This is a genomic window from Chitinophaga sp. MM2321, from assembly GCF_964033635.1.
In the GTDB taxonomy this organism is placed as follows: Bacteria; Bacteroidota; Bacteroidia; order Chitinophagales; family Chitinophagaceae; genus Chitinophaga.
Genome location: NZ_OZ035533.1, coordinates 4,776,753 through 4,795,684 on the forward strand (window position 1 = coordinate 4,776,753; position 18,932 = coordinate 4,795,684).

The 18,932-nt window shown below is 45.8% G+C and carries 14 protein-coding genes; 9 read left to right on the plus strand and 5 right to left on the minus strand.

The window, feature by feature from the left end:
• Positions 1-24 precede the first annotated feature (24 nt).
• From ABQ275_RS18425 to ABQ275_RS18450, 6 genes are all read left to right on the plus strand, one after another.
• Positions 25-615: an RNA polymerase sigma-70 factor gene (locus tag ABQ275_RS18425; protein WP_349314627.1), complete on the plus strand. Its 591-nt coding sequence runs from the start codon at positions 25-27 to the stop codon at positions 613-615.
• Between the two features lie 76 nt (positions 616-691).
• Positions 692-1,717, plus strand: a complete 1,026-nt coding sequence (locus ABQ275_RS18430) for a FecR domain-containing protein (RefSeq protein ID WP_349314628.1) — start codon at positions 692-694, stop codon at positions 1,715-1,717.
• Between the two features lie 5 nt (positions 1,718-1,722).
• Positions 1,723-5,208, plus strand: a complete 3,486-nt coding sequence (locus ABQ275_RS18435) for a SusC/RagA family TonB-linked outer membrane protein (RefSeq protein ID WP_349314629.1) — start codon at positions 1,723-1,725, stop codon at positions 5,206-5,208.
• Between the two features lie 11 nt (positions 5,209-5,219).
• A complete protein-coding gene (locus ABQ275_RS18440) occupies positions 5,220-6,797 on the plus strand; it encodes a SusD/RagB family nutrient-binding outer membrane lipoprotein (protein ID WP_349314630.1) in 1,578 nt (525 codons plus the stop codon).
• 405 nt (positions 6,798-7,202) lie between these two features.
• Complete coding sequence (locus ABQ275_RS18445) at positions 7,203-10,349, plus strand: SusC/RagA family TonB-linked outer membrane protein (protein WP_349314631.1); 3,147 nt, start codon at positions 7,203-7,205, stop codon at positions 10,347-10,349.
• A gap of 30 nt (positions 10,350-10,379) precedes the next feature.
• Positions 10,380-11,984, plus strand: coding sequence for a SusD/RagB family nutrient-binding outer membrane lipoprotein (locus tag ABQ275_RS18450; protein ID WP_349314632.1), 1,605 nt, complete (start codon positions 10,380-10,382; stop codon positions 11,982-11,984).
• Between the two features lie 82 nt (positions 11,985-12,066).
• Here ABQ275_RS18450 and ABQ275_RS18455 read toward each other — a convergent pair whose 3' ends face one another.
• The 3 genes from ABQ275_RS18455 to ABQ275_RS18465 are packed head-to-tail and all read right to left on the minus strand — an operon-like array spanning position 12,067 to position 15,868.
• Positions 12,067-12,882: an alpha/beta hydrolase family protein gene (locus ABQ275_RS18455; protein ID WP_349314633.1), complete on the minus strand. Its 816-nt coding sequence runs from the start codon at positions 12,880-12,882 to the stop codon at positions 12,067-12,069.
• 34 nt (positions 12,883-12,916) lie between these two features.
• The gene (locus ABQ275_RS18460; RefSeq protein WP_349314634.1) at positions 12,917-15,247 is read right to left on the minus strand and encodes a M1 family metallopeptidase; all 2,331 of its coding nucleotides are present in this window, start codon (positions 15,245-15,247) and stop codon (positions 12,917-12,919) included.
• A gap of 36 nt (positions 15,248-15,283) precedes the next feature.
• On the minus strand, positions 15,284-15,868 hold the full coding sequence (locus ABQ275_RS18465) for a HupE/UreJ family protein (RefSeq protein ID WP_349314635.1): 585 nt from the start codon (positions 15,866-15,868) through the stop codon (positions 15,284-15,286).
• 68 nt (positions 15,869-15,936) lie between these two features.
• On the opposite strand from ABQ275_RS18465, the gene ABQ275_RS18470 reads away from it, so the two are divergent.
• The 3 genes from ABQ275_RS18470 to ABQ275_RS18480 all read left to right on the plus strand — a co-directional run bounded on the left by ABQ275_RS18470 (position 15,937) and on the right by ABQ275_RS18480 (position 17,237).
• Complete coding sequence (locus ABQ275_RS18470) at positions 15,937-16,425, plus strand: DUF6702 family protein (protein ID WP_349314636.1); 489 nt, start codon at positions 15,937-15,939, stop codon at positions 16,423-16,425.
• A gap of 85 nt (positions 16,426-16,510) precedes the next feature.
• Positions 16,511-16,804 (plus strand): type II toxin-antitoxin system HigB family toxin, encoded by a 294-nt coding sequence (locus ABQ275_RS18475; protein WP_349314637.1) that lies wholly within the window; start codon positions 16,511-16,513, stop codon positions 16,802-16,804.
• 52 nt (positions 16,805-16,856) lie between these two features.
• Positions 16,857-17,237, plus strand: a complete 381-nt coding sequence (locus ABQ275_RS18480; RefSeq protein WP_349314638.1) for a helix-turn-helix transcriptional regulator — start codon at positions 16,857-16,859, stop codon at positions 17,235-17,237.
• Here the strand turns inward: ABQ275_RS18480 and ABQ275_RS18485 are convergent.
• Both ABQ275_RS18485 and ABQ275_RS18490 read right to left on the minus strand, forming a co-directional pair.
• Positions 17,234-18,526, minus strand: coding sequence for an AMP-binding protein (locus ABQ275_RS18485; RefSeq protein WP_349314639.1), 1,293 nt, complete (start codon positions 18,524-18,526; stop codon positions 17,234-17,236). The genes ABQ275_RS18480 and ABQ275_RS18485 overlap by 4 nt on opposite strands.
• A gap of 25 nt (positions 18,527-18,551) precedes the next feature.
• Complete coding sequence (locus ABQ275_RS18490) at positions 18,552-18,929, minus strand: holo-ACP synthase (RefSeq protein WP_349314640.1); 378 nt, start codon at positions 18,927-18,929, stop codon at positions 18,552-18,554.
• Positions 18,930-18,932 lie beyond the last annotated feature (3 nt).

Genomic DNA, 18,932 nt, shown 5'->3' on the forward strand with positions numbered 1-18,932 from the left:
ACATCTAGTTACTACTGTAATTCAATGTTTAGCAGTTATTCAGATAACCAGTTAGTATCACTGTTAAAAAGTGATAACACCATTGCCTTCAATGCCATCTACGATCGTTACAGTAAAATGCTGTATTTATTTATATACAGTAAACTGGATGCCGCAGAAATCAGCAAAGACGTGCTACAGGACCTGTTTGTATCCCTTTGGGAGAAACGGCATTCACTGGTACTGCAAACATCCCTGAAATCTTATCTGTACCAGGCAGCCCGTCACAAGGTCATAGACATTTACCGTAAAAATGCTACCTACCGCAAATATCTGCAACAGCTCATCGAACACTTTGATGAACAACCGCATTCTGTGGCAGATGCCGTAGATCATAAAGCCAGAACACAGGAACTGTTTGAAGCCATCAACCACCTTCCCGGAAGGATGAAGGAAATCTTTATGCTCAGCAGGTTTGAAAACCTGTCTATAGAACAGATCTCCACCCAGCTTGGTCTGTCCCAGCAAACAGTTAAGAACCAGATCACCAAAGCATTAAAGATCCTGAGAAACAATTACGCGCAGACAGACATGATATTATTGATCATATCGCTGATCCTCACCACCCGCGGATAGCTATATTAAATTTTTAAGTGTCAATGGTACCATTTCCATGTTAATACGACTTACCATCATCAAAAAACGCTAACAGGTGGACACAGAACAGATAAAAATATTGCTGGAGCGATATAATCAGGGGAGTTGCTCACCGGAGGAAGCGGAAATTATAGCGCAGTGGTTTGAGCATATCAACCGCCACCAGTCCACCATCGCGGATGAAGGTGTACTTGATGTGCAACTCAACGAAGTAAAACTGCGTATCAACGAACAGATTACACCAGCCCCGCGTGTCCGTAAGTTGCGGCCATGGCATTGGTCGGTTGCCGCCGCTGCGGTGATCCTGCTGGCTGCCGGCCTGTTCTGGTTCAATAGCCACCGCCAGCCTGCTGACATCTCTGCCGGTCAACAGGTAGCCCAATTACCGGCCGCCAATAGCAGCCGCGTAGTAAAGAACGGCTTTGTGGAAATCACTACCGCCAAAGGCGCCAAAGAAACCATCCATCTGGAAGACGGCAGCTCCATTGTACTCAATGCAGGCAGCAAAGTGCGCTACCCGGTTACATTCAGCACCACCGAACGCAGTATTTTCCTGGAAGAAGGAGAAGCTTTTTTTACTGCTGCACCTGATCCCGCCCGCCGCTTTGTGGTACGCACACCCGAACTTTCCACCACCGCACTGGGCACCTCTTTCAACATCCGCGCCTATCATACTGAAAATAAAGTAACCGTAGCACTGATCAGCGGTAAAGTAAAAATTGACCGCCTGACCAACAGCAACGACCCCACCAACTCTCTCATCCTGTTGCCCAGCGAACAGCTGAGCTATGACCGCCAGCTACTGAGCATGGTGAAAACCGTGTTTGCAAAACCGGAAGAAGTGACCGGATGGAAACAGGGATACCTGGTATTTAAAGATGCCCCTTACGATGAAGTGATGACAGGTATTGAAAATCGTTATGGCGTAACCGTTATGAATGAGAGTAATAAAACAGAATGGAAATATACCGGGCTATTCAAAAATGAAAACCTGACGGATGTGATGGATATTATTTGTTTAGCTAAATCACTTTCTTATACCATTAAAAACGACACCATTTATCTCGTAAACAAAAACTAGTTCATATGAGGGTAAAGCCGTACCCCGTGAAATGGTTTGTATTCATGGGGCTGATGCTGACACTGTTGTTAGCCGGGAGCTTGAACACCATGACTAGCGCAATCACGCAAATACAGGATCCGCCAACAGCTATTGTCATCAGTATCCAGGTAAAAAATAAAAACCTGGAAGAAGTGATGGCCGAAATTTCGATAAAAACAGGGCTCAACTTTCATTACGACAAAACTGATCTTAACCTGAAGAAAAAGGTAACGCTCACCTGTACCCAAACACCTGTTGAAGAAGTATTAGCGTTGTTGTCTGCACAAACCGGATTAAAGTTTACCCGTATCAACAACAAAATCATTGTAGGCGCCGATAATAACCCCGGCCAATCTACCACGGTAGACCTGATGAATCATGTTTCCCTGGAAAGAGAAATTACAGGAACCGTACGCGACACAAAAGGCACGCCACTTCCGGGAGTTACCATTCAGATCAAAAACAGTAACAAAGGCACGCAAACGAATGCTGACGCCGACTTTACGATCAAGGTCGATCCCGGCGATATGCTTGTTTTCAGCTCTGTCGGTTTTCTGAACCGGGAAATCAGTGTAGGTACAGGCAATGAATTAAATGTGGTACTGCATCAAAACATCAAAGCACTCGGTGAATTTGTGGTCACCGCCCTGGGCATCTCCAAAAAAGCCAGGGAACTCCCCTATGCTACACAACAACTGGATGGCGATGAACTCTCGCTCGTAAAAGATGCCAATGTAATCAATAGCCTCAGCGGAAAGGCTGCAGGAGCAACCATTACACGCAGCGCATCCGGTATAGGCGGCTCCGTTAGAGTAGTGTTGCGGGGTAATAAATCCACCCGCGAAAACCAGCCGCTCTACATTGTAGACGGGGTACCTTATGCTAATTTCTCACCGTCGCAACCCACGGATGTATGGGGGGAATCCAACAACATCATTGGCGCCGGCGGCCGCGATGGCGGCGATGGCATCTCCAACATCAACCCTGATGATATTGAAAGCATCAGTATCCTGAAAGGCGCTTCCGCCGCGGCTTTATACGGTAGCCAGGCAGCGAATGGCGTTATCCTTATCACCACAAAAAAAGGACGGCCCGGTAAAAGCAAAATTGATGTAGCTTCCGACTTCACCCTGGAAACCCCTTCCCTCCTTCCCGGTTTGCAATACCGATACGGACAAACAGACCCACCCGGCACAGACAGGGTAGGTACCCCACAACCCGGATCACTGGGCAGTTGGGGCCCAGCTGTTACCGCCCCCGATCATGTAAAACATTTCTACAACACCGGTTCCACCTGGACCAATACCATCGCCTTCAGTGGCGGCACCGAAACAGCACAAAGCTATTTTTCATACGCCAATACAACCAACAAAGGGATTCTTCCTACCAATAAATTTACCCGCCATACTATTAACTTCCGCGAAACACTAAAGCTCCTGAATGATAAGCTGGTCATGGATGCCAACGTATCTTTCCTGGCGCAGCAAACAACAAACCGGTTATCCTCCGGTTTGTACTTCAGCCCTATCTCCGGCCTGTACACTTTTCCACGCGGACAGGATTTCGATTACTATAAAAACAACTTTGAATACTTTGATACCGGCAGAAATCTGTACATGCAAAACTGGTGGAATATCCGCAATGATAAAAAATGGATAGGGCAGGATGATCAGCAGAATCCGATGTGGGCGCTGCAACGCAACCTGCGGCTGGATTACAGGTATCGCGGTATGGCTATGCTGGCGCTTACCTATCAGCTCAATAACTGGTTATCGCTTAAGGGGCGCGCCAGCTTTGACAAATCACTCGATCAATATGAACTGGAGGCATATGCCGGTACACAGGTGGTGCTGGCGGGTTCCAACGGAAGATATACGCTGGAACGTGAGTTCAACACACAGCTTTATGCGGACATGATGTTAAATGCCAGCAAAAAAATAAACGACTGGCTGCACCTGGCAGGCAACGTGGGCGCAAGTATCACCGATATAAAAGCGCATGAGCGCACGTATAATGGCGCCAACCCCAATGCCGATCCGGGCCTGAGCTATGCCAACAAGTTTTCTGTATCCAACATTATGAGTACTGCTATGGATGCACAACATAATATAGACCAGAAACAATTACAGGCATTATTCGCCAATGCCCAACTGGGTTTTAAAAACTACCTGTTTCTCGACCTGACCGGCCGTAATGACTGGTCCAGCACCTTCGCCTTTACGCCGACCATGAGCAAAGGTTACTTCTATTATTCCGCCGGAATTTCATTCGTATGGAATGATCTGTTTAAACTGCCTGAGGAAATAAACCTGCTGCGGTCGCGCATTTCATACGCCAAAGTAGGAAACGACATTGCCAGCTACGCATCAAGACCAGCGCCCTTTACGCTGCAAACCATCGCCGGTGTAACGAGGGTCGTGCTGAATCAGCGCACACCTTATCCGGGTGTGTACCTGAAACCGGAAGACAACCACTCTTTTGAAGCAGGGATTGAAACCCGGTTATTCAACAACCGGGTAAGCGCAGACATTACCTTTTACAAAAACAATAACTTCAACCAGTATATGGAAGTCCCTGCCCCGTTGGGTTCCAAATACATGACCTATTATCTCAACATGGGAAATATACAGAATCAGGGATTGGAAGCAGTGATAACGTTAACGCCCATACGCAATAAGGAAGTTATCTGGAGCAGCACTATTAATTTTGCCACCAACAGGAATAAAGTGATCACGCTGAGCAATCCGGATATTGCCGGCGCAGATACCAGCAACATGTTCAGTCTTACTGATTTTGGTGTGAATATGTTTGGGTCTTATATCATGGAAGGTGGCTCCTGGGGCGACATTTACTCCAATAAAGAATTACTGCGGAATGAGAAAGGCCAGTTGATCATTGATGAGCAGGGAAAATTAAAGACGCATGCGGCCTTTAAAAAAGTAGGCAATCCAAATCCTGATTTTACACTGGGCTGGAATAACAGTATCGACTATAAAAATTTCACCCTCAGTTTTCTGATAGATGGCCGTTTCGGCGGCAAGGTGATGAGCGTTACACAGGCGGTACTGGACTGGTATGGCGTGAGCGCCGTTACTGCGAACGCCAGGGACAAAGGCGGCGTTGCCATCGATGCCGTGTACGAAAATGGTACGCCTTTCACCGGGAAGGTAGATGCGCAGACATATTACACCACCATTGGCGGAAGGGCGGGTATTGGAGAAATGTATATGTATGATGCCACCAATATCCGTTTGCGGGAGTTGAGCCTCAGTTACCGCATTCCGTTGAAATGGAAATGGGTGCGTAATCTGCGGGCAGGCATCATAGGAAGAAATCTCTTCTTTTTCCAGCTGCATGCGCCGTTCGATCCGGAAGTATCGATGGGTACAGGAAATGGCCTGCAAGGCGTGGATGTATTCGGCTTACTGCCGGTGCGGAGTATGGGGATCAATTTAAAAGTAGGATTTTAAATCACGCGCAAATGAAACATTGGAGACATCCGGCATTATTGGCTGTCATAGCCATTTTACTGGGAAGCGGTTGTACTAAAAAGTTTGATGAGATCAACAAAAATCCTTTCGACTTTGCAGAAGACGAGTTGAAAGCAGATTATCAGCTGATGGGTGAGCCGCTGTCGCAGGCGCAGCTGAACCTGCTCATTTACAATGACCCTCCTACCGCGCAATTGCAACAGAACCTCAATGCAGATATTTTTTCCGGGTACATGATGGCGCCCACACCATTTGAAGGCAATATCAACAACGCAAACTATGGGCTCCTTTATTACTGGAACAATGCACCCTGGCGGATCACCTACGCCAATGTGATGAAGTCCTGCAATTTTGCACAGGAGAAATCGAAAGATACTTATCCCGATTTTTATGCATGGGCACAGATTATTAAAGTAGAAGCCATGCACCGCATCAGCGATATCTACGGTCCTATTATCTATACCCATTATGGTATTATCAATGCAGATAAAAGTGTAGACTACGACTCACAGGAAGCCGCTTATGACGCCTTTTTCCAGGACCTGGATGAGGCTATCAAAATATTGACAGGCTATGCGCAGGCCAATGCCACTCCACGGTTTACAAACTTTGATCTAGTATACAAAGGCGATTATACAAAATGGGTAAAGTTTGCCAATACACTACGTTTACGGTTAGCTATCAGGATTTCTGGGATAAACCCGGAGAAAGCGAAAGCTGAAGGAGAAGCAGCCCTGCAGCATCCTTTAGGGCTGTTGCAGGACCCGGAAGATAATTTTGCCGTAGACATATCACCTGTTACACATCCCCTCAACATCATGTGCTATACGTGGGCCGATCTGCGGATGAGCGCCCCCATGGAGTCTATCCTGGTGGGTTATAAGGATCCGCGGCTACCGCATTATTTCGTGCATACGGATGGTGGCGTGAATGAGTACCATGGTATCCGCAATGGTATCAATATCTCCGCCAAAGAAGAATATTCAGGTTTTTCCATGCTGGTGAAATTTGAAAATAAAATTCAGTTTATGACGGCCGCAGAAGCCTGGTTCCTGAAAGCAGAAGCCGCCCTCTATGGCTGGCGGGGAGCCGGTGTTGCAGCAGATAATTACAAAAATGGTATCCGCACTTCTTTTAACCAATACCACATCACTAACGTAGATGATTATACGAATAACAACACCAACAAGCCCATTCCATACCTCGACCCACAGAATGCACAGAACAATGTACCGGCCGGCGATCCGCATCTAAGCACCATCACCATCAAATGGGAAGAGCAGGCTTCCACCCAGCAAAAGCTGGAACGCATCATCACCCAGAAATGGATCGCCATGTTCCCGGAAGGACAGGAAGCCTGGACTGAGTTTCGTCGTACCGGCTACCCCAGATTATTTCCGGTGGTCATCAATAACAGTGGCGGTACTATCTCCACAGAAAAATTTATACGCAGACTGCCAATGCCGCAGATAGAACTTATTACCAATCCCAAAGCAGTAGCCCGCGCGGTGAGTACCCTGAAGGGTCCGGACACCGGGGGCACCCCATTGTGGTGGGATCTGAGATAAATAGCTGTTCCTCCTTAAACAAACAACAAAATTTTTTTTTTAAAACGATAGTACTTCTTTCCCCATCATCCGACTTCCTTGCTGTAGTTATATCCATAGCAATAACTAAAAATTGTATTTCATGTAAGGATAACATCGCAGAATAAATATAGCCGGGATTTTTCAACCAAAATCTACCATATTATTTTAATAAGCCAATCAGGCGGCGGTACTGCGCGCCGCCTGGTCCCGGCGCATACAACCCACGTCCCTTTTTATTATAAAGCGATAAAGGATGATTCACATCATGCTAAAGGGCATACTATTTTTTTCAACAGGCATCATTATTCACCAGGTATATCATTACAGATGGACATAATTATCCAACATATAAAAATCCCATTATTAACCAATAAAAAGGCATGTATGAAAACAAACCTACGCCTTATGAAAGTGTGTGCTGTAACAGGACTGGCGCTCACTTCCATATTAGCAGACCATGCATATGCGAAGGCTGCCGGCTATACTTATCTGCCCACAGCTTCATTTCGTAGCATCTTACAGGAAAGGGAAATCAGCGGCACTGTACGCGATAACAAAGGCAATTTACTGCCAGGTGTTACCGTACAGATAAAAGGAGGTAACAAGGGTACGCAAACAAATGCAGAAGGAAACTACCACATCAGTGCCAAAGCTGGTGACATACTGGTTTTCAGCTCTGTAGGTTTTGCTGTCAGAGAGATGACCGTTGGAAGCAACACTACTATTAACGCAAAACTGGACGATAATGTAAAAGGGTTGAATGAACTGGTTGTAACCGCACTCGGCATTCAACGTAAAGCAAAAGATCTCACCTACTCCACCCAACAGGTAAAGGGTGATGAACTCACTGTAGTAAAAGAAACCAATGTTATCAATAGCTTGTCCGGCAAGGTTTCCGGCCTGCAAATCAACCGGAGTGCATCCGGTGTGGGAGGCTCCTCGAGAGTAGTATTACGCGGACAGAAATCTATCCGTGAAAATCAACCATTGTATGTAATTGATGGCGTACCGGTGGCTAACTTCACCAGCGCACAGCCTACTGACCTATGGGGCCAGTCCAGCGGTGCGTCTTCCGGGGGTCGCGATGGCGGTGATATATTAAGTACCATCAATCCAGATGATATTGAAAGTGTAAACGTACTCAAAGGTGCTTCTGCATCTGCACTGTATGGTAGTCAGGCCGCCAATGGCGTTATCATGATCACAACTAAAAAAGGTAAAGCAGGTCAGGCTAAAATTACTTTTTCTTCCAACTTCACGGTTGATCAGCCTTCCTACCGTCCTGACCTGCAGTACAGTTACCTGCAATCCACGCCCGGCAACCTTTACAGCTGGGGTGATAAAGGTAGCAGCCCTGATCATGTAAAAGACTTTTTCAAAAACGGCAGCACCTGGATCAACTCCATCAATGTTTCCGGCGGCACTGAAAAAGCACAGACCTATTTCTCTTATTCCAATACCACCAACAGTGGCATTGTGCCAACGGCCAAATTCGGACAGCATACGCTTAATTTCAGGGAAAACGCCAACTTCCTGAATGATAAACTGAACCTGGACGCGAATGTGCAGATGACAACACAAAACGCGCATAACCGCCCTACATCCGGCTTATATTATAATGCGCTGACAGGTTTGTACCTGTTTCCAAGAGGATTGGATTTCAATCAATATAAAAATAACTACGAGTACTTTTCTCCTACACGTAATATGTATCTCCAGGACTGGTGGAACCTGAATGCCGATAAAAAACTGGTCGGACAGGATTCCCAGCAAAACCCTTACTGGATACTAAACAGGAACATCACGGAAAACCGCAAGGATAACCTGATCGCATCACTGGCATTAAAATATTCCCTCAACAGCTGGCTGAGTATTCAGGCACGTGGTAATGTGAATAAGTCATGGGATAAGTATGAATTAAAAGCAAATGCCGGTACACAAACCACTATTGCGGATGCCAATGGTCGTTATACCTATGATTATCTGAGCAGTACCCAGTATTATGGTGATTTGTTAGTGGTGGGTAATACCAGACTGTCTGACAAAATCGGTTTCAGCTTCACGGGTGGTACCAGTATTACTGACCTGAAACAGGACCGTACTTTTGTAGATTCCAAAGATGCAGATCTGGCATTCGCCAACCAGTTCCACATTGGTAACGTGAACCTCAACCCTGCTGCAAAAATTTTCAACCAGGGACAGAGAAGGCAGCTACAGTCAGTATTTGGTACCGTAGGCTTCAACCTGAGTGAAAAAGTTTTCCTGGATCTGACCGCACGTAACGACTGGTCATCCACCCTGGCGTATACGCCCAATGTAAAAAAAGGATACCTCTACTATTCAGCAGGACTCAACACCATCATCAGTGATGTGTTCCACATGCCTGCATTTATAGACTACTCCAAAGTGCGCGTGTCCTATGCCAAAGTAGGGAACGATGTAGCGGCCTTTTCCACCTTGCCTGTTAATACCATCACATCCGGTGTGTTGACCTCCAATACTTCCGGTGCTTATCTTAACAGATCGCTGAAACCTGAAATGACTACTTCTGTAGAGATAGGAACAGAATGGCGCTTCATGGACAACCGCCTGAATTTCGATTTCACCTGGTATAACTCTCATACAAAAGATCAATACTTCGACTTCCTGATCTCTTCCGGCTACCTGTATCCCAATGCTTTTGTGAATGCAGGTAACGTACAAAACACCGGCATAGAAGCGTCGCTCGGCTACCAGGTTATCAAACAAAAGAATCTGACCTGGCAAACAACTTTCAACTTCACACATAACAGGAATAAGCTGATTGAACTGGCGCCGCAGTTAAGAGGTGATTATACCATCACACCAAAAGGAGATAACGTAAACAGCTATACGCTGAAATTACACGAAGGCAGTTCCTTTGGCGATATCTATGGGGTGAAATTCCAGCGCGCGGAAGATGGTTCCATTATGGTGGATGATGCCGGCAAACCGATGACAGCAACCGGTGCGCAGTCTTTCCTCGGTAACCCTACACCAAAATTCCTGTTGGGTTGGAACAACACCCTTACTTTCAAACAATTTAGTCTGAATGTTCTTATAGACGGTCGTTTTGGTGGTAAAGTCATGAGTATCACACAGGCTATGCTGGATGAATATGGTGTATCACAAGCTACTGAAAATGCCCGCGACAACGGCGGCGTAGACATTGCGGCGACCAAAGCAAGCGGTGGTAAATTCTCCGGTAAAATACCTGCAAGTACTTTTTATGGTGTAGTGGGCGGTCGTGCCGGTATTACGGAATACTACATGTACGATGCTACCAACGTGCGTTTGAGAGAACTGGCCATTGGTTATACTATTCCTTTACACGCCACTTTCATAAAAGACCTGAAAATTGGTCTGGTGGGACGTAACCTGTTCTTCTTCACAAAAAAAGCGCCTTACGATCCTGAAATGAGTATGAGTACAGATAATGGTGTACAGGGTGTGGATGTATTTGGTTTGCCATCTACCCGCAGCTTTGGCCTGAACCTGAAATGTGCGTTTTAACCTGATTCAGAACAACAAAAAAATTGAGCTATGAAATATGAAACATTCATAAAAGCAGGTTTGGTCATAACAGCGGCCGTACTGAGCTTTAGCAGCTGTACCAAGAATTTTGAGGAGATCAATAAAAACCCATACGGATCTACAGATAAAGACCTGGAAGGAGATTTCGCCATCGTAGCAGCACAATTACAACAGGCGCAACGTAGCATTTACCTGTACCAGCCGGTACCTACTTTCCAGTTACAGCAAAACCTGCTGGGAGACATTTACAGTGGCTACATGATGCCGCCCACTCCCTTCGGCGGAAATATTAATAATGCCAATTATGCTCTGATAGATGGCTGGGTAAGCGCCTCCTGGAATACTGCCTATAGCAGTGTGATGAACCCCGCCTACAAAGCAGGCAACTTCTCCAAAGAGAAATTCCCGGAAGCATATGCGATGTCTAAAGTACTTCGTGTAGAAGGTTTACATAGGGTAAGTGATATCTTCGGCCCCATCATCTACACAAAATATAATGCGCCCAATGAAGATGGAACCGTAGACCTGGATAGTCAGAAAGATGCCTACTATGCTTTCTTTGATGACCTGAAAGAAGCCATTGATATCTTTACCACTATTAAAGATAAACCCGGTAGCGTACTTTTTACCAAAGCAGATCTCGTATATGGTGGTAAGTATGCCCAGTGGTTAAAATTTGCCAACACTTTACGTTTACGTTTAGCCATCCGCGTTGCAAACATCGATCCGGCCAAAGCCAAAACAGAAGGTGAGGCAGCACTGGCCAATGCCGGGGGATTACTGGATAATCCCGCAGATAATTTCCTGGTAGACATCGGCGCTACTACGCATCCACTGAATACGATCAATAGTTCGTGGGGGGATATACGTATGGGAGCACCGGCAGAATCTATCATGGGCGGCTATAATGATCCGCGCCTGCCCAAATACTATGAAAAGGCGACCGATCCGAAAGTAGCCGGTACTTATAAAGGTATCCGTAACGGTATTAACATTGATGCCAAAGAACGCTATCAGGACTACTCATTACTGACCACCTTCGCCAGCAAAATACAGCTGATGACGGCGGCAGAAGCCTGGTTCCTGAAAGCAGAAGCAGCAATACGCGGCTGGGCTGGCGCAGGCAACGCCCAAACCAATTATCAGCAGGGTATTCAGCAATCATTTGACCAGTACAAGCTCGGTGATGCCACTGCCTACTATAACAATAATGTGCTGAAACCCAAGCCATACGTAGATCCCAAGGCAATCACACCTGGACAGAACGATATTCCGGCCGGCTCCCCCAACCTCAGTACCATAACCATCAAATGGGATGATGCCGCTCCGCTTGAAAAAAAGCTGGAACGCATCATTACACAGAAATGGATTGCGATGTATCCCGAAGGTCAGGAAGCATGGTCCGAATTCCGCAGAACAGGATACCCCAAACTTTTTCCTGTGGTGATTAACAATAGCAATGGTAATATCAGTACAAAAGATTTCATCCGTCGTGCTACGTTCCCAAGCAATGAATATGCAACCAATAGTGGCGCCATACAAAAGGCAATATCCACATTAAGCGTGCAGAAAGACGTTGGCGGTACCCGTCTCTGGTGGGATGTCGCCCATTGATGGCAACCAAAAACTTATTTTGAATCGCGTGCATAAAAAAAGCCGGCCCTATCCAGGACCGGCATTTTTTTATATTTTTTAATTACTGTTGTTGAAAGAAGCGGTGAAAATAGAGGAAATGATAGTTAACCGAGTTCGCCCAATAGTTCCAGGTATGCTCGCCCGGCCTTTCTGTATAGTCATGCAGGATGCCCAGTTGCAACAACCGCTGATGCAGGTTGCGGTTCACATCAATAAAAAAATCTTTTATCCCGCAATCAATGATCAGCGATAAAGCACCTTGCTTCAGGTGATCCACCTGGTTAATAACCGTGTAGTCATTCCAGTTAGCACCATTCAGGCCGGGCTCACCCAGTCTTTTTACCAGGTCCCAGTTTTTTGGGAAGGGTCTGATATCAACGCCCCCACTCATGCTTCCGGCGGCGCCAAATATTTCCGGATGACGGATCGCCAGGTATAAAGCGCCATGACCGCCCATACTCAGACCGGTAATAGCGCGGTAGCGCGGCTCCGCTAAGGTCTTGTAGTGCTTATCAATATACGCCGGAATCTCCTTTCCTACATAGGTTTCAAAACGCATGGAACTATCTACCGGGCTGTCGAAATACCAGCTACCGAAGGCGCCATCCGGACATACGATCATACACTGATAGGTATCCGCCAGTTCTTTCACAGCCGGAACTTTCGTGATCCAGTCGGCATAGTTACCGCTGTAACCATGCAACAGGTAAACTACAGGATAGCGTTGTTTGGCATCCTTATAAGAAGCAGGTGTAATGACTACACATTTATAGCTCCGGTGCATTTTGGCACTGGAAATGTTAACAGTATCCACATCTGCTGCCCTGGCGGCTTGCAGTAGAAAGATCAGGCAAATAAAAAGGACCGTTTGTTTCATATTTTTCTATTTAGAGATATGCTGCACTTGATTATTACTTATTTGCGTTGGCTTTCTTCATCGGGTTGTCGCCGGTAGAAGCGCCACGTACACCGGATGCAGCTTTGAACATTTCAAATCTAGAAGGCGATGCCTGACGCGGCCAGTTGTTATTATCTTCATCGATATCTGCTGTTTCCCGCAGTGGGTCCAGCTTTACAGCGGCTACGGTTTTATCCTTCGCAAATACTTTGGTTACCTGGAATTCATTTTTACGCCAGATGTATGCAGAGATCCGGTCTGTTTCTTTGGTGCCGTCCGTAAATGTCCATTCAATGATCAGCGGCATTACAAGACCGCCTTTGTTAGAGAAAGTTACTTCGTAAAAATTCTTCTTACTGTTGTATAATATTTTTTCTTCTGCAGATAATCCTTTGATCAGTTCATCATAGGTAGCTTTATCTTCATTGGTTACTTCAAAACGGTTCCATTTACTGTAGAAGTCCTGCAAGCTGGTATCCTGATCTACAACGAATTTCATGCCCGCAGCTTTGTTACGCTGCCTTGCCACATGATCCATATTTTTATCGTAGGCTGCCTGTGCATCCTTATTATTTTCAGCCGGATTTTTAGAATCCATCCTGTACCATTTCACGCTGTCTATCGCAATATCCACCGGCTCTGTTCCGAAGAACCATCCCCGCCAGAACCAGTCCAGGTCTACAGCAGAAGCATCTTCCATGGTACGGAAAAAATCTGCCGGTGTAGGATGTTTAAATGCCCAGCGGCGGGCATATTCGCGGAAGGCGAAGTCAAACAGTTCGCGGCCCATCACTGTTTCCCGCAGGATATTCAGGGCTGTGGCAGGTTTTGCGTATGCATTCGGTCCAAACTGTACAATATTTTCCGAGTTGGTCATGATAGGCTCCAGCTGATCTTTCGGCATCTTCATATAATCCACGATCTTATGTGCCGGACCACGTCCGGAGGGGAAGTTACTATCCCACTCCTGCTCCGCCATAAACTGGCAGAAGGTGTTCAGTCCTTCATCCATCCAGGTCCATTGCCGTTCGTCTGAATTCACGATCATGGGAAAGAAGTTGTGTCCTACCTCGTGGGTGATCACGCCTATCATACCATTCTTGGTAGATTCGGAGTAGGTGCCATCTTTATCTGCACGGCCGTAGTTAAAGCAGATCATAGGATATTCCATACCGTTGGCCGCTTCCACTGAAATAGCCACCGGGTAAGGATAAGGAATAGTATGTTGAGAGTAGGATTGAACGGTATGTGCTACCACCTTGGTAGAATAGCGGCGATAGAGTGGATACGCTTCAGGGCCGTAGTAAGACATGGCCATTACTTTATTGCCTGCTGCTTTGGCTGCCATCGCATCCCATACGAGTCTGCGGGAAGATACCAGTGCAAAGTCGCGGACATTCTGCGCTTCATACACCCATGTTTTACGGGCCGTTGCTTTGCTTTGCATCGCCTTCTTTGCCTCTTCCAGCGTTACTACTTCCACGGGTTCTTTACTGCTTTGCGCCTGCTGCCAGCGTTGGTATTGCGCAGGGGTCAGCATCTCTTTATAATTCTGACATTCACCGGTAGCACCTACAATATGATCGGTGGGCACGGTCATGCGTACACGAAAATCACCAAAGGTCAGGGCAAATTCGCCCCTGCCGGTAAATTGTTTATTCTGCCAGCCCTGGAAGTCGGAATAAACAGCCAGCCGCGGATACCACTGTGCGATGGTATACAGGTAATTCTGATCTTCCGGAAAATATTCATACCCACCACGACCACCTATAGTCATACGGTTAGAGATATTATACCACCATTCTACTTTGAGGCGATACTTTTCACCCGGCATCAGGGTTTTCGGCAGATCGATGCGCATCATGGTCTGATTAATGGTATATGGCAATACCTTGCCATCTGCATCTGTTATCTTCACAATCTTTACACCCAAATCGCCTGTTGGTGGCAGGATACTGTTAAGCTCCTGTTGCGTCATCTTATCCGACATCCTGCTACCATCGAAGCTGCGGTTATCGCTTTTAGGATCGTGCTCGTTTTCATCCAGCTGCAACCAGAGGTAAGTCAGCGGATCAGGTGAATTATTGAAATAAGTGATAGTTTCAGCGCCGGTGAGCTTTTGTGCGGCATCATCCAGCTCCGCAGTGATGTCGTAATCGGCGCGTTGCTGCCAGTATTTTGGTCCGGGTGCACCGGAAGCCGAGCGGTACATATTGGGTGATTGCAACATCGTACCCAATTGTTCAAAGCGGTTAGCATGGTTGGACCCGGGATTATCCTGCGCATGCAGTGCAGGTACACTGCTGCAAAAGATACCGAGTAAACAGATAAGCGTTCTTCTCATAAACAGATTTAGAAAAATGATGGATCAGGCCCGGAATTAATTTACAAAAGCAGCCCTGATTCCTTGTATAACCATTAAAAAAGCTACGCCGAAAGTGGCGGCCGACAAAAACATATTCCAGTCGCGGCGTTTTACGCGGCCCAGGTACACGATTGCACCGGAGATGAGCATCACTACCGCAACGATGATGATCTGCCCAAATTCAAGCCCTACATTGAATCCAAACAGTGGCTTAACGATGTTTGTCTGACTACCCAGCAAACTTTTCAGATAATTGGAAAAACCCAGTCCGTGGATCAGGCCAAAAAAAAGCGCGTAGAAATAGTTCAACTGCAGATTTTGTGGCTCCTCATCTTTTCTTATAATATTTGAAAGGGCAGTAACACAAATGGTGACAGGGATCAGGAACTCCACCAGCGCACTTGGAACATGGATAATTTGCAATACGCTTAAAGCCAGTGTAATAGAATGTCCGATCGTAAAGGCTGTCACAAGCACCAACACCTTTTTCCATTCCCGCAACAGGTAAATGGCGCTCAGGGCCACCACAAAGAGGATATGATCATATGCATCCCAGTTGATAATATGTTGCCAGCCCAGTTGAAAATACAACTCATCCATTGCGTTACTTTGTCTAAATTTGGTAATTATAGAAACTAAAAATTAATTTTCCCAAAAAATTTAGTCTGGTGGGTTTATTATTATGTAAATGGTGGATGACAATGTGGCTCGCAGCCATGCATCCCTTTTATGTGAGCGTTACGGAGATCACACACAACGCTGCTAAAAAGGAGCTGGAAGTAAGCTGCCGCATCTTTGCGGATGACCTGGAAAATACACTGAAAGCACAATATAAAGCGTCCTTCGATATCACGAAACCTGCCAACCGCGCACAGGTAGAAGGTTATATAGCCGAGTATCTCTCCCGGCACCTACAGATTACACTGGATGGCAAAAATATTCCCTTGCATTTTATCGGGTATAAAATAGAAGAAGATGCCGTGTGGAGCTTCCTCGAAGCTACGCAGGTACCGGCGCCTAAAAAAGTAGCGATAAAGAACGACCTGCTCTATGCACAACACCCCTCTCAGATAAATATGATGCATGTGCTTATAGGCGGGGTGCGGAAGAGTATCAAATTGGATAACCCCAAAGCGGATGCGGTGATTGCGTTTTAAAAGATCAAATCAATACTTTCACCATTTGAAATAAAATTTCATTTTTTGAAATTTTATTATTACTTTTGGTATGTAAACTCATGTTATGGTGATTATCGCGAAAGCTTCCATCAATGAGTTTTCTTTAAAACATCCAGCTGCTGTTGAACCCTTATTATATTGGTATTATACCAGTAAACTTGCTGATTGGTCAAAATTCCAGGATGTAAAGGAAAGCTTTAATACGGTAGACTATATAGGTCACGACTTATATGTTTTTGATATTGGTGGGAATAAATTCAGGCTCATAGCCAGAATAATTTTCTCTGTCCGAACAGTCTTTATCCGATTTATTGGCACACATAGCGAGTACGACAAGATAAACCACACCACCCTTTAATAACAACAAAAGCCAATCAGATGACGAGGGCTAATCTCAAAACAATTTATGTATGCTGAAGTCTCTTAACCAACATATCTCAACAGAGAAAGCACGCAACGCCGCCATGCAACGGATACATATACTGATGAAAAAAGGGGACGACCATCTCACTGCAAAAGAACGGAAAGAACTCAGGGAACTTTCAATTGCTGTGGAACATTTTGAAGATACACATTATCCATTACCTAAACCGACTACCCTTACAGGTATGATCGAATTGAAAATGTTTGAAATGAAACTCAAACAAAAAGAAATGGCTGGTATGCTTGATATCGGAGAAGCAAAATTTTCGCAAATCCTGAATGGCAAACGCGATCCTGATGTAGATTTCCTGAAAAAAATCTATAAAAAATTAAAGATTGATGCAACTTTTATCCTGGAACATGTCTAATTCCTGTTATCCACAAACTTCATCGGCTTGCGGCTATTCTCCGGAAATTGCATCCGCATAATTTCTTGTTGCCCGCAATAATGTACCTGCGGTATTACCCGTAACTTAGCCTGGAGATAAGATTTTATCTTACGGTCCATTTCTTCGGATTCCTCTACCGGCCAAAGGTGCAGCAAGATTTCATCGGTACCCAGTTCGTTGGAATATACTTCTACCACAAATTCTTTTACTTCTTCCATATCATTCAACAAGTCAAACAACGCAGGAGGATATAAGGTAGTGCCCTTATATTTGATCATCTGTTTTTTACGACCGATAACGGGAGATAACCGAAGCGTATGACGACCGCAGCTACAGGTATCCTGTTGATACTGACAGATATCACCCGTCTTGTAACGCAACAGGGGCATACCTTCTACGCCCAGGGTAGTAATTGTTACCTCCCCTTCTTCGCCCGGTGCTACCGGCCGGTTGTTTTCGTCGAGCAGTTCTACATATAATAATTCGGGATGATGATGTCCACCTTTGCCTGCCTTACATTCTGTAAATGCTGTCTGCATTTCAGTGGAGGCATAGGTAGAATATAGTTTGATATCCCATTGTTCTGTGATCTTTTTACCGAGTACATTTAAGGAGAAGTCCGTGTTACGGATATTTTCACCGATGCATACCGCTTTCTTTACAGAAGTATTGTTGATATCTATATGATGCTCTTTTGCATAAGCGATCAGTTTCACGATAAAAGAAGGCACCCCAACAATGGTAGTAGGTTTAATGCGCTGGATATTCTCCCATTGCATGCTGGGCACACCCGGACCTACGCGCAGTACGCCGGCGCCCAGCTTCCTGATGCCGTTATAATAGGCCATGCCGGCCATAAACTGGCGATCAAGCGTGAGCATCAGTTGATAAATATCGTTTCCAGATCCGTCTGCACAACAAAAAGAAATGTATTCGTTGTAGCTCAGACGTTGCAGATCTTTCTCTGTCAGTGCAATGATCACCGGTCTTCCCAAGGTGCCGGAAGTAGTAGTGTATTCCGCTATTTTACTTTTATCTACACACAAAAATTCCCAGTTGTGTTCCTGCAGGTCTTCCTTTGTTACCGGTGGGATCTGCAAAAAAGCTTCCAGCGAACGTACCTTATCTGCCTGTATATCATGTTTTGTAAACCATGCGCTATAGAACGGTGAAAACTCACGCAGATAGCCTAACAGCCGCATCACTTCCTTTTCCTGGAATGCTTTGATGACTGCTTTGGATTGTAGTTCAATATCTGGTATGTACATAATTTTAAAATTGCGGATTACAAATTTATCCTTCTATGATCACCATTGCCACAGCGGCTTCTTTTTCGTGTGACAGTGACACCCATATCTTTTTAATGCCCAGCAGGTCATACCTGGCGGCAGCCGCGCCGATCAGAAAAAGTTCCGGCTTGCCCGCAGCATCATTCCGGATCTCTATTTCGTCAAAATTTACGCCGCCATTCCCCCAGCCGGTGCCAAAAGCCTTCAGCAGTGCCTCTTTAGCGGCAAACCGTGCGGCATAACTTTGCGCCGGTACCGCCTGTTTTGCACAATACACAATTTCATATGGCGTAAACACCATATCCCGGAAAGCATTCCCTTTGCCGAGCTTCGCCTCAATGCGCGATACGTCTACGATATCTGTGCCGATGCCGATAATCATAGG

What these genes read in the sequence shown, in the direction of transcription:
- ABQ275_RS18425 (WP_349314627.1), top strand. Translation starts at nt 25, where the DNA reads ATGTTTAGCAGTTATTCAGATAACCAGTTAGTATCACTGTTAAAAAGT.
- ABQ275_RS18435 (WP_349314629.1), top strand. Translation starts at nt 1,723, where the DNA reads ATGAGGGTAAAGCCGTACCCCGTGAAATGGTTTGTATTCATGGGGCTG.
- ABQ275_RS18440 (WP_349314630.1), top strand. Translation starts at nt 5,220, where the DNA reads ATGAAACATTGGAGACATCCGGCATTATTGGCTGTCATAGCCATTTTA.
- ABQ275_RS18445 (WP_349314631.1), top strand. Translation starts at nt 7,203, where the DNA reads ATGAAAACAAACCTACGCCTTATGAAAGTGTGTGCTGTAACAGGACTG.
- ABQ275_RS18450 (WP_349314632.1), top strand. Translation starts at nt 10,380, where the DNA reads ATGAAATATGAAACATTCATAAAAGCAGGTTTGGTCATAACAGCGGCC.
- ABQ275_RS18455 (WP_349314633.1), bottom strand. Translation starts at nt 12,882, where the DNA reads ATGAAACAAACGGTCCTTTTTATTTGCCTGATCTTTCTACTGCAAGCC.
- ABQ275_RS18460 (WP_349314634.1), bottom strand. Translation starts at nt 15,247, where the DNA reads ATGAGAAGAACGCTTATCTGTTTACTCGGTATCTTTTGCAGCAGTGTA.
- ABQ275_RS18465 (WP_349314635.1), bottom strand. Translation starts at nt 15,868, where the DNA reads ATGGATGAGTTGTATTTTCAACTGGGCTGGCAACATATTATCAACTGG.
- ABQ275_RS18475 (WP_349314637.1), top strand. Translation starts at nt 16,511, where the DNA reads ATGGTGATTATCGCGAAAGCTTCCATCAATGAGTTTTCTTTAAAACAT.
- ABQ275_RS18480 (WP_349314638.1), top strand. Translation starts at nt 16,857, where the DNA reads ATGCTGAAGTCTCTTAACCAACATATCTCAACAGAGAAAGCACGCAAC.
- ABQ275_RS18485 (WP_349314639.1), bottom strand. Translation starts at nt 18,526, where the DNA reads ATGTACATACCAGATATTGAACTACAATCCAAAGCAGTCATCAAAGCA.
- ABQ275_RS18490 (WP_349314640.1), bottom strand. Translation starts at nt 18,929, where the DNA reads ATGATTATCGGCATCGGCACAGATATCGTAGACGTATCGCGCATTGAG.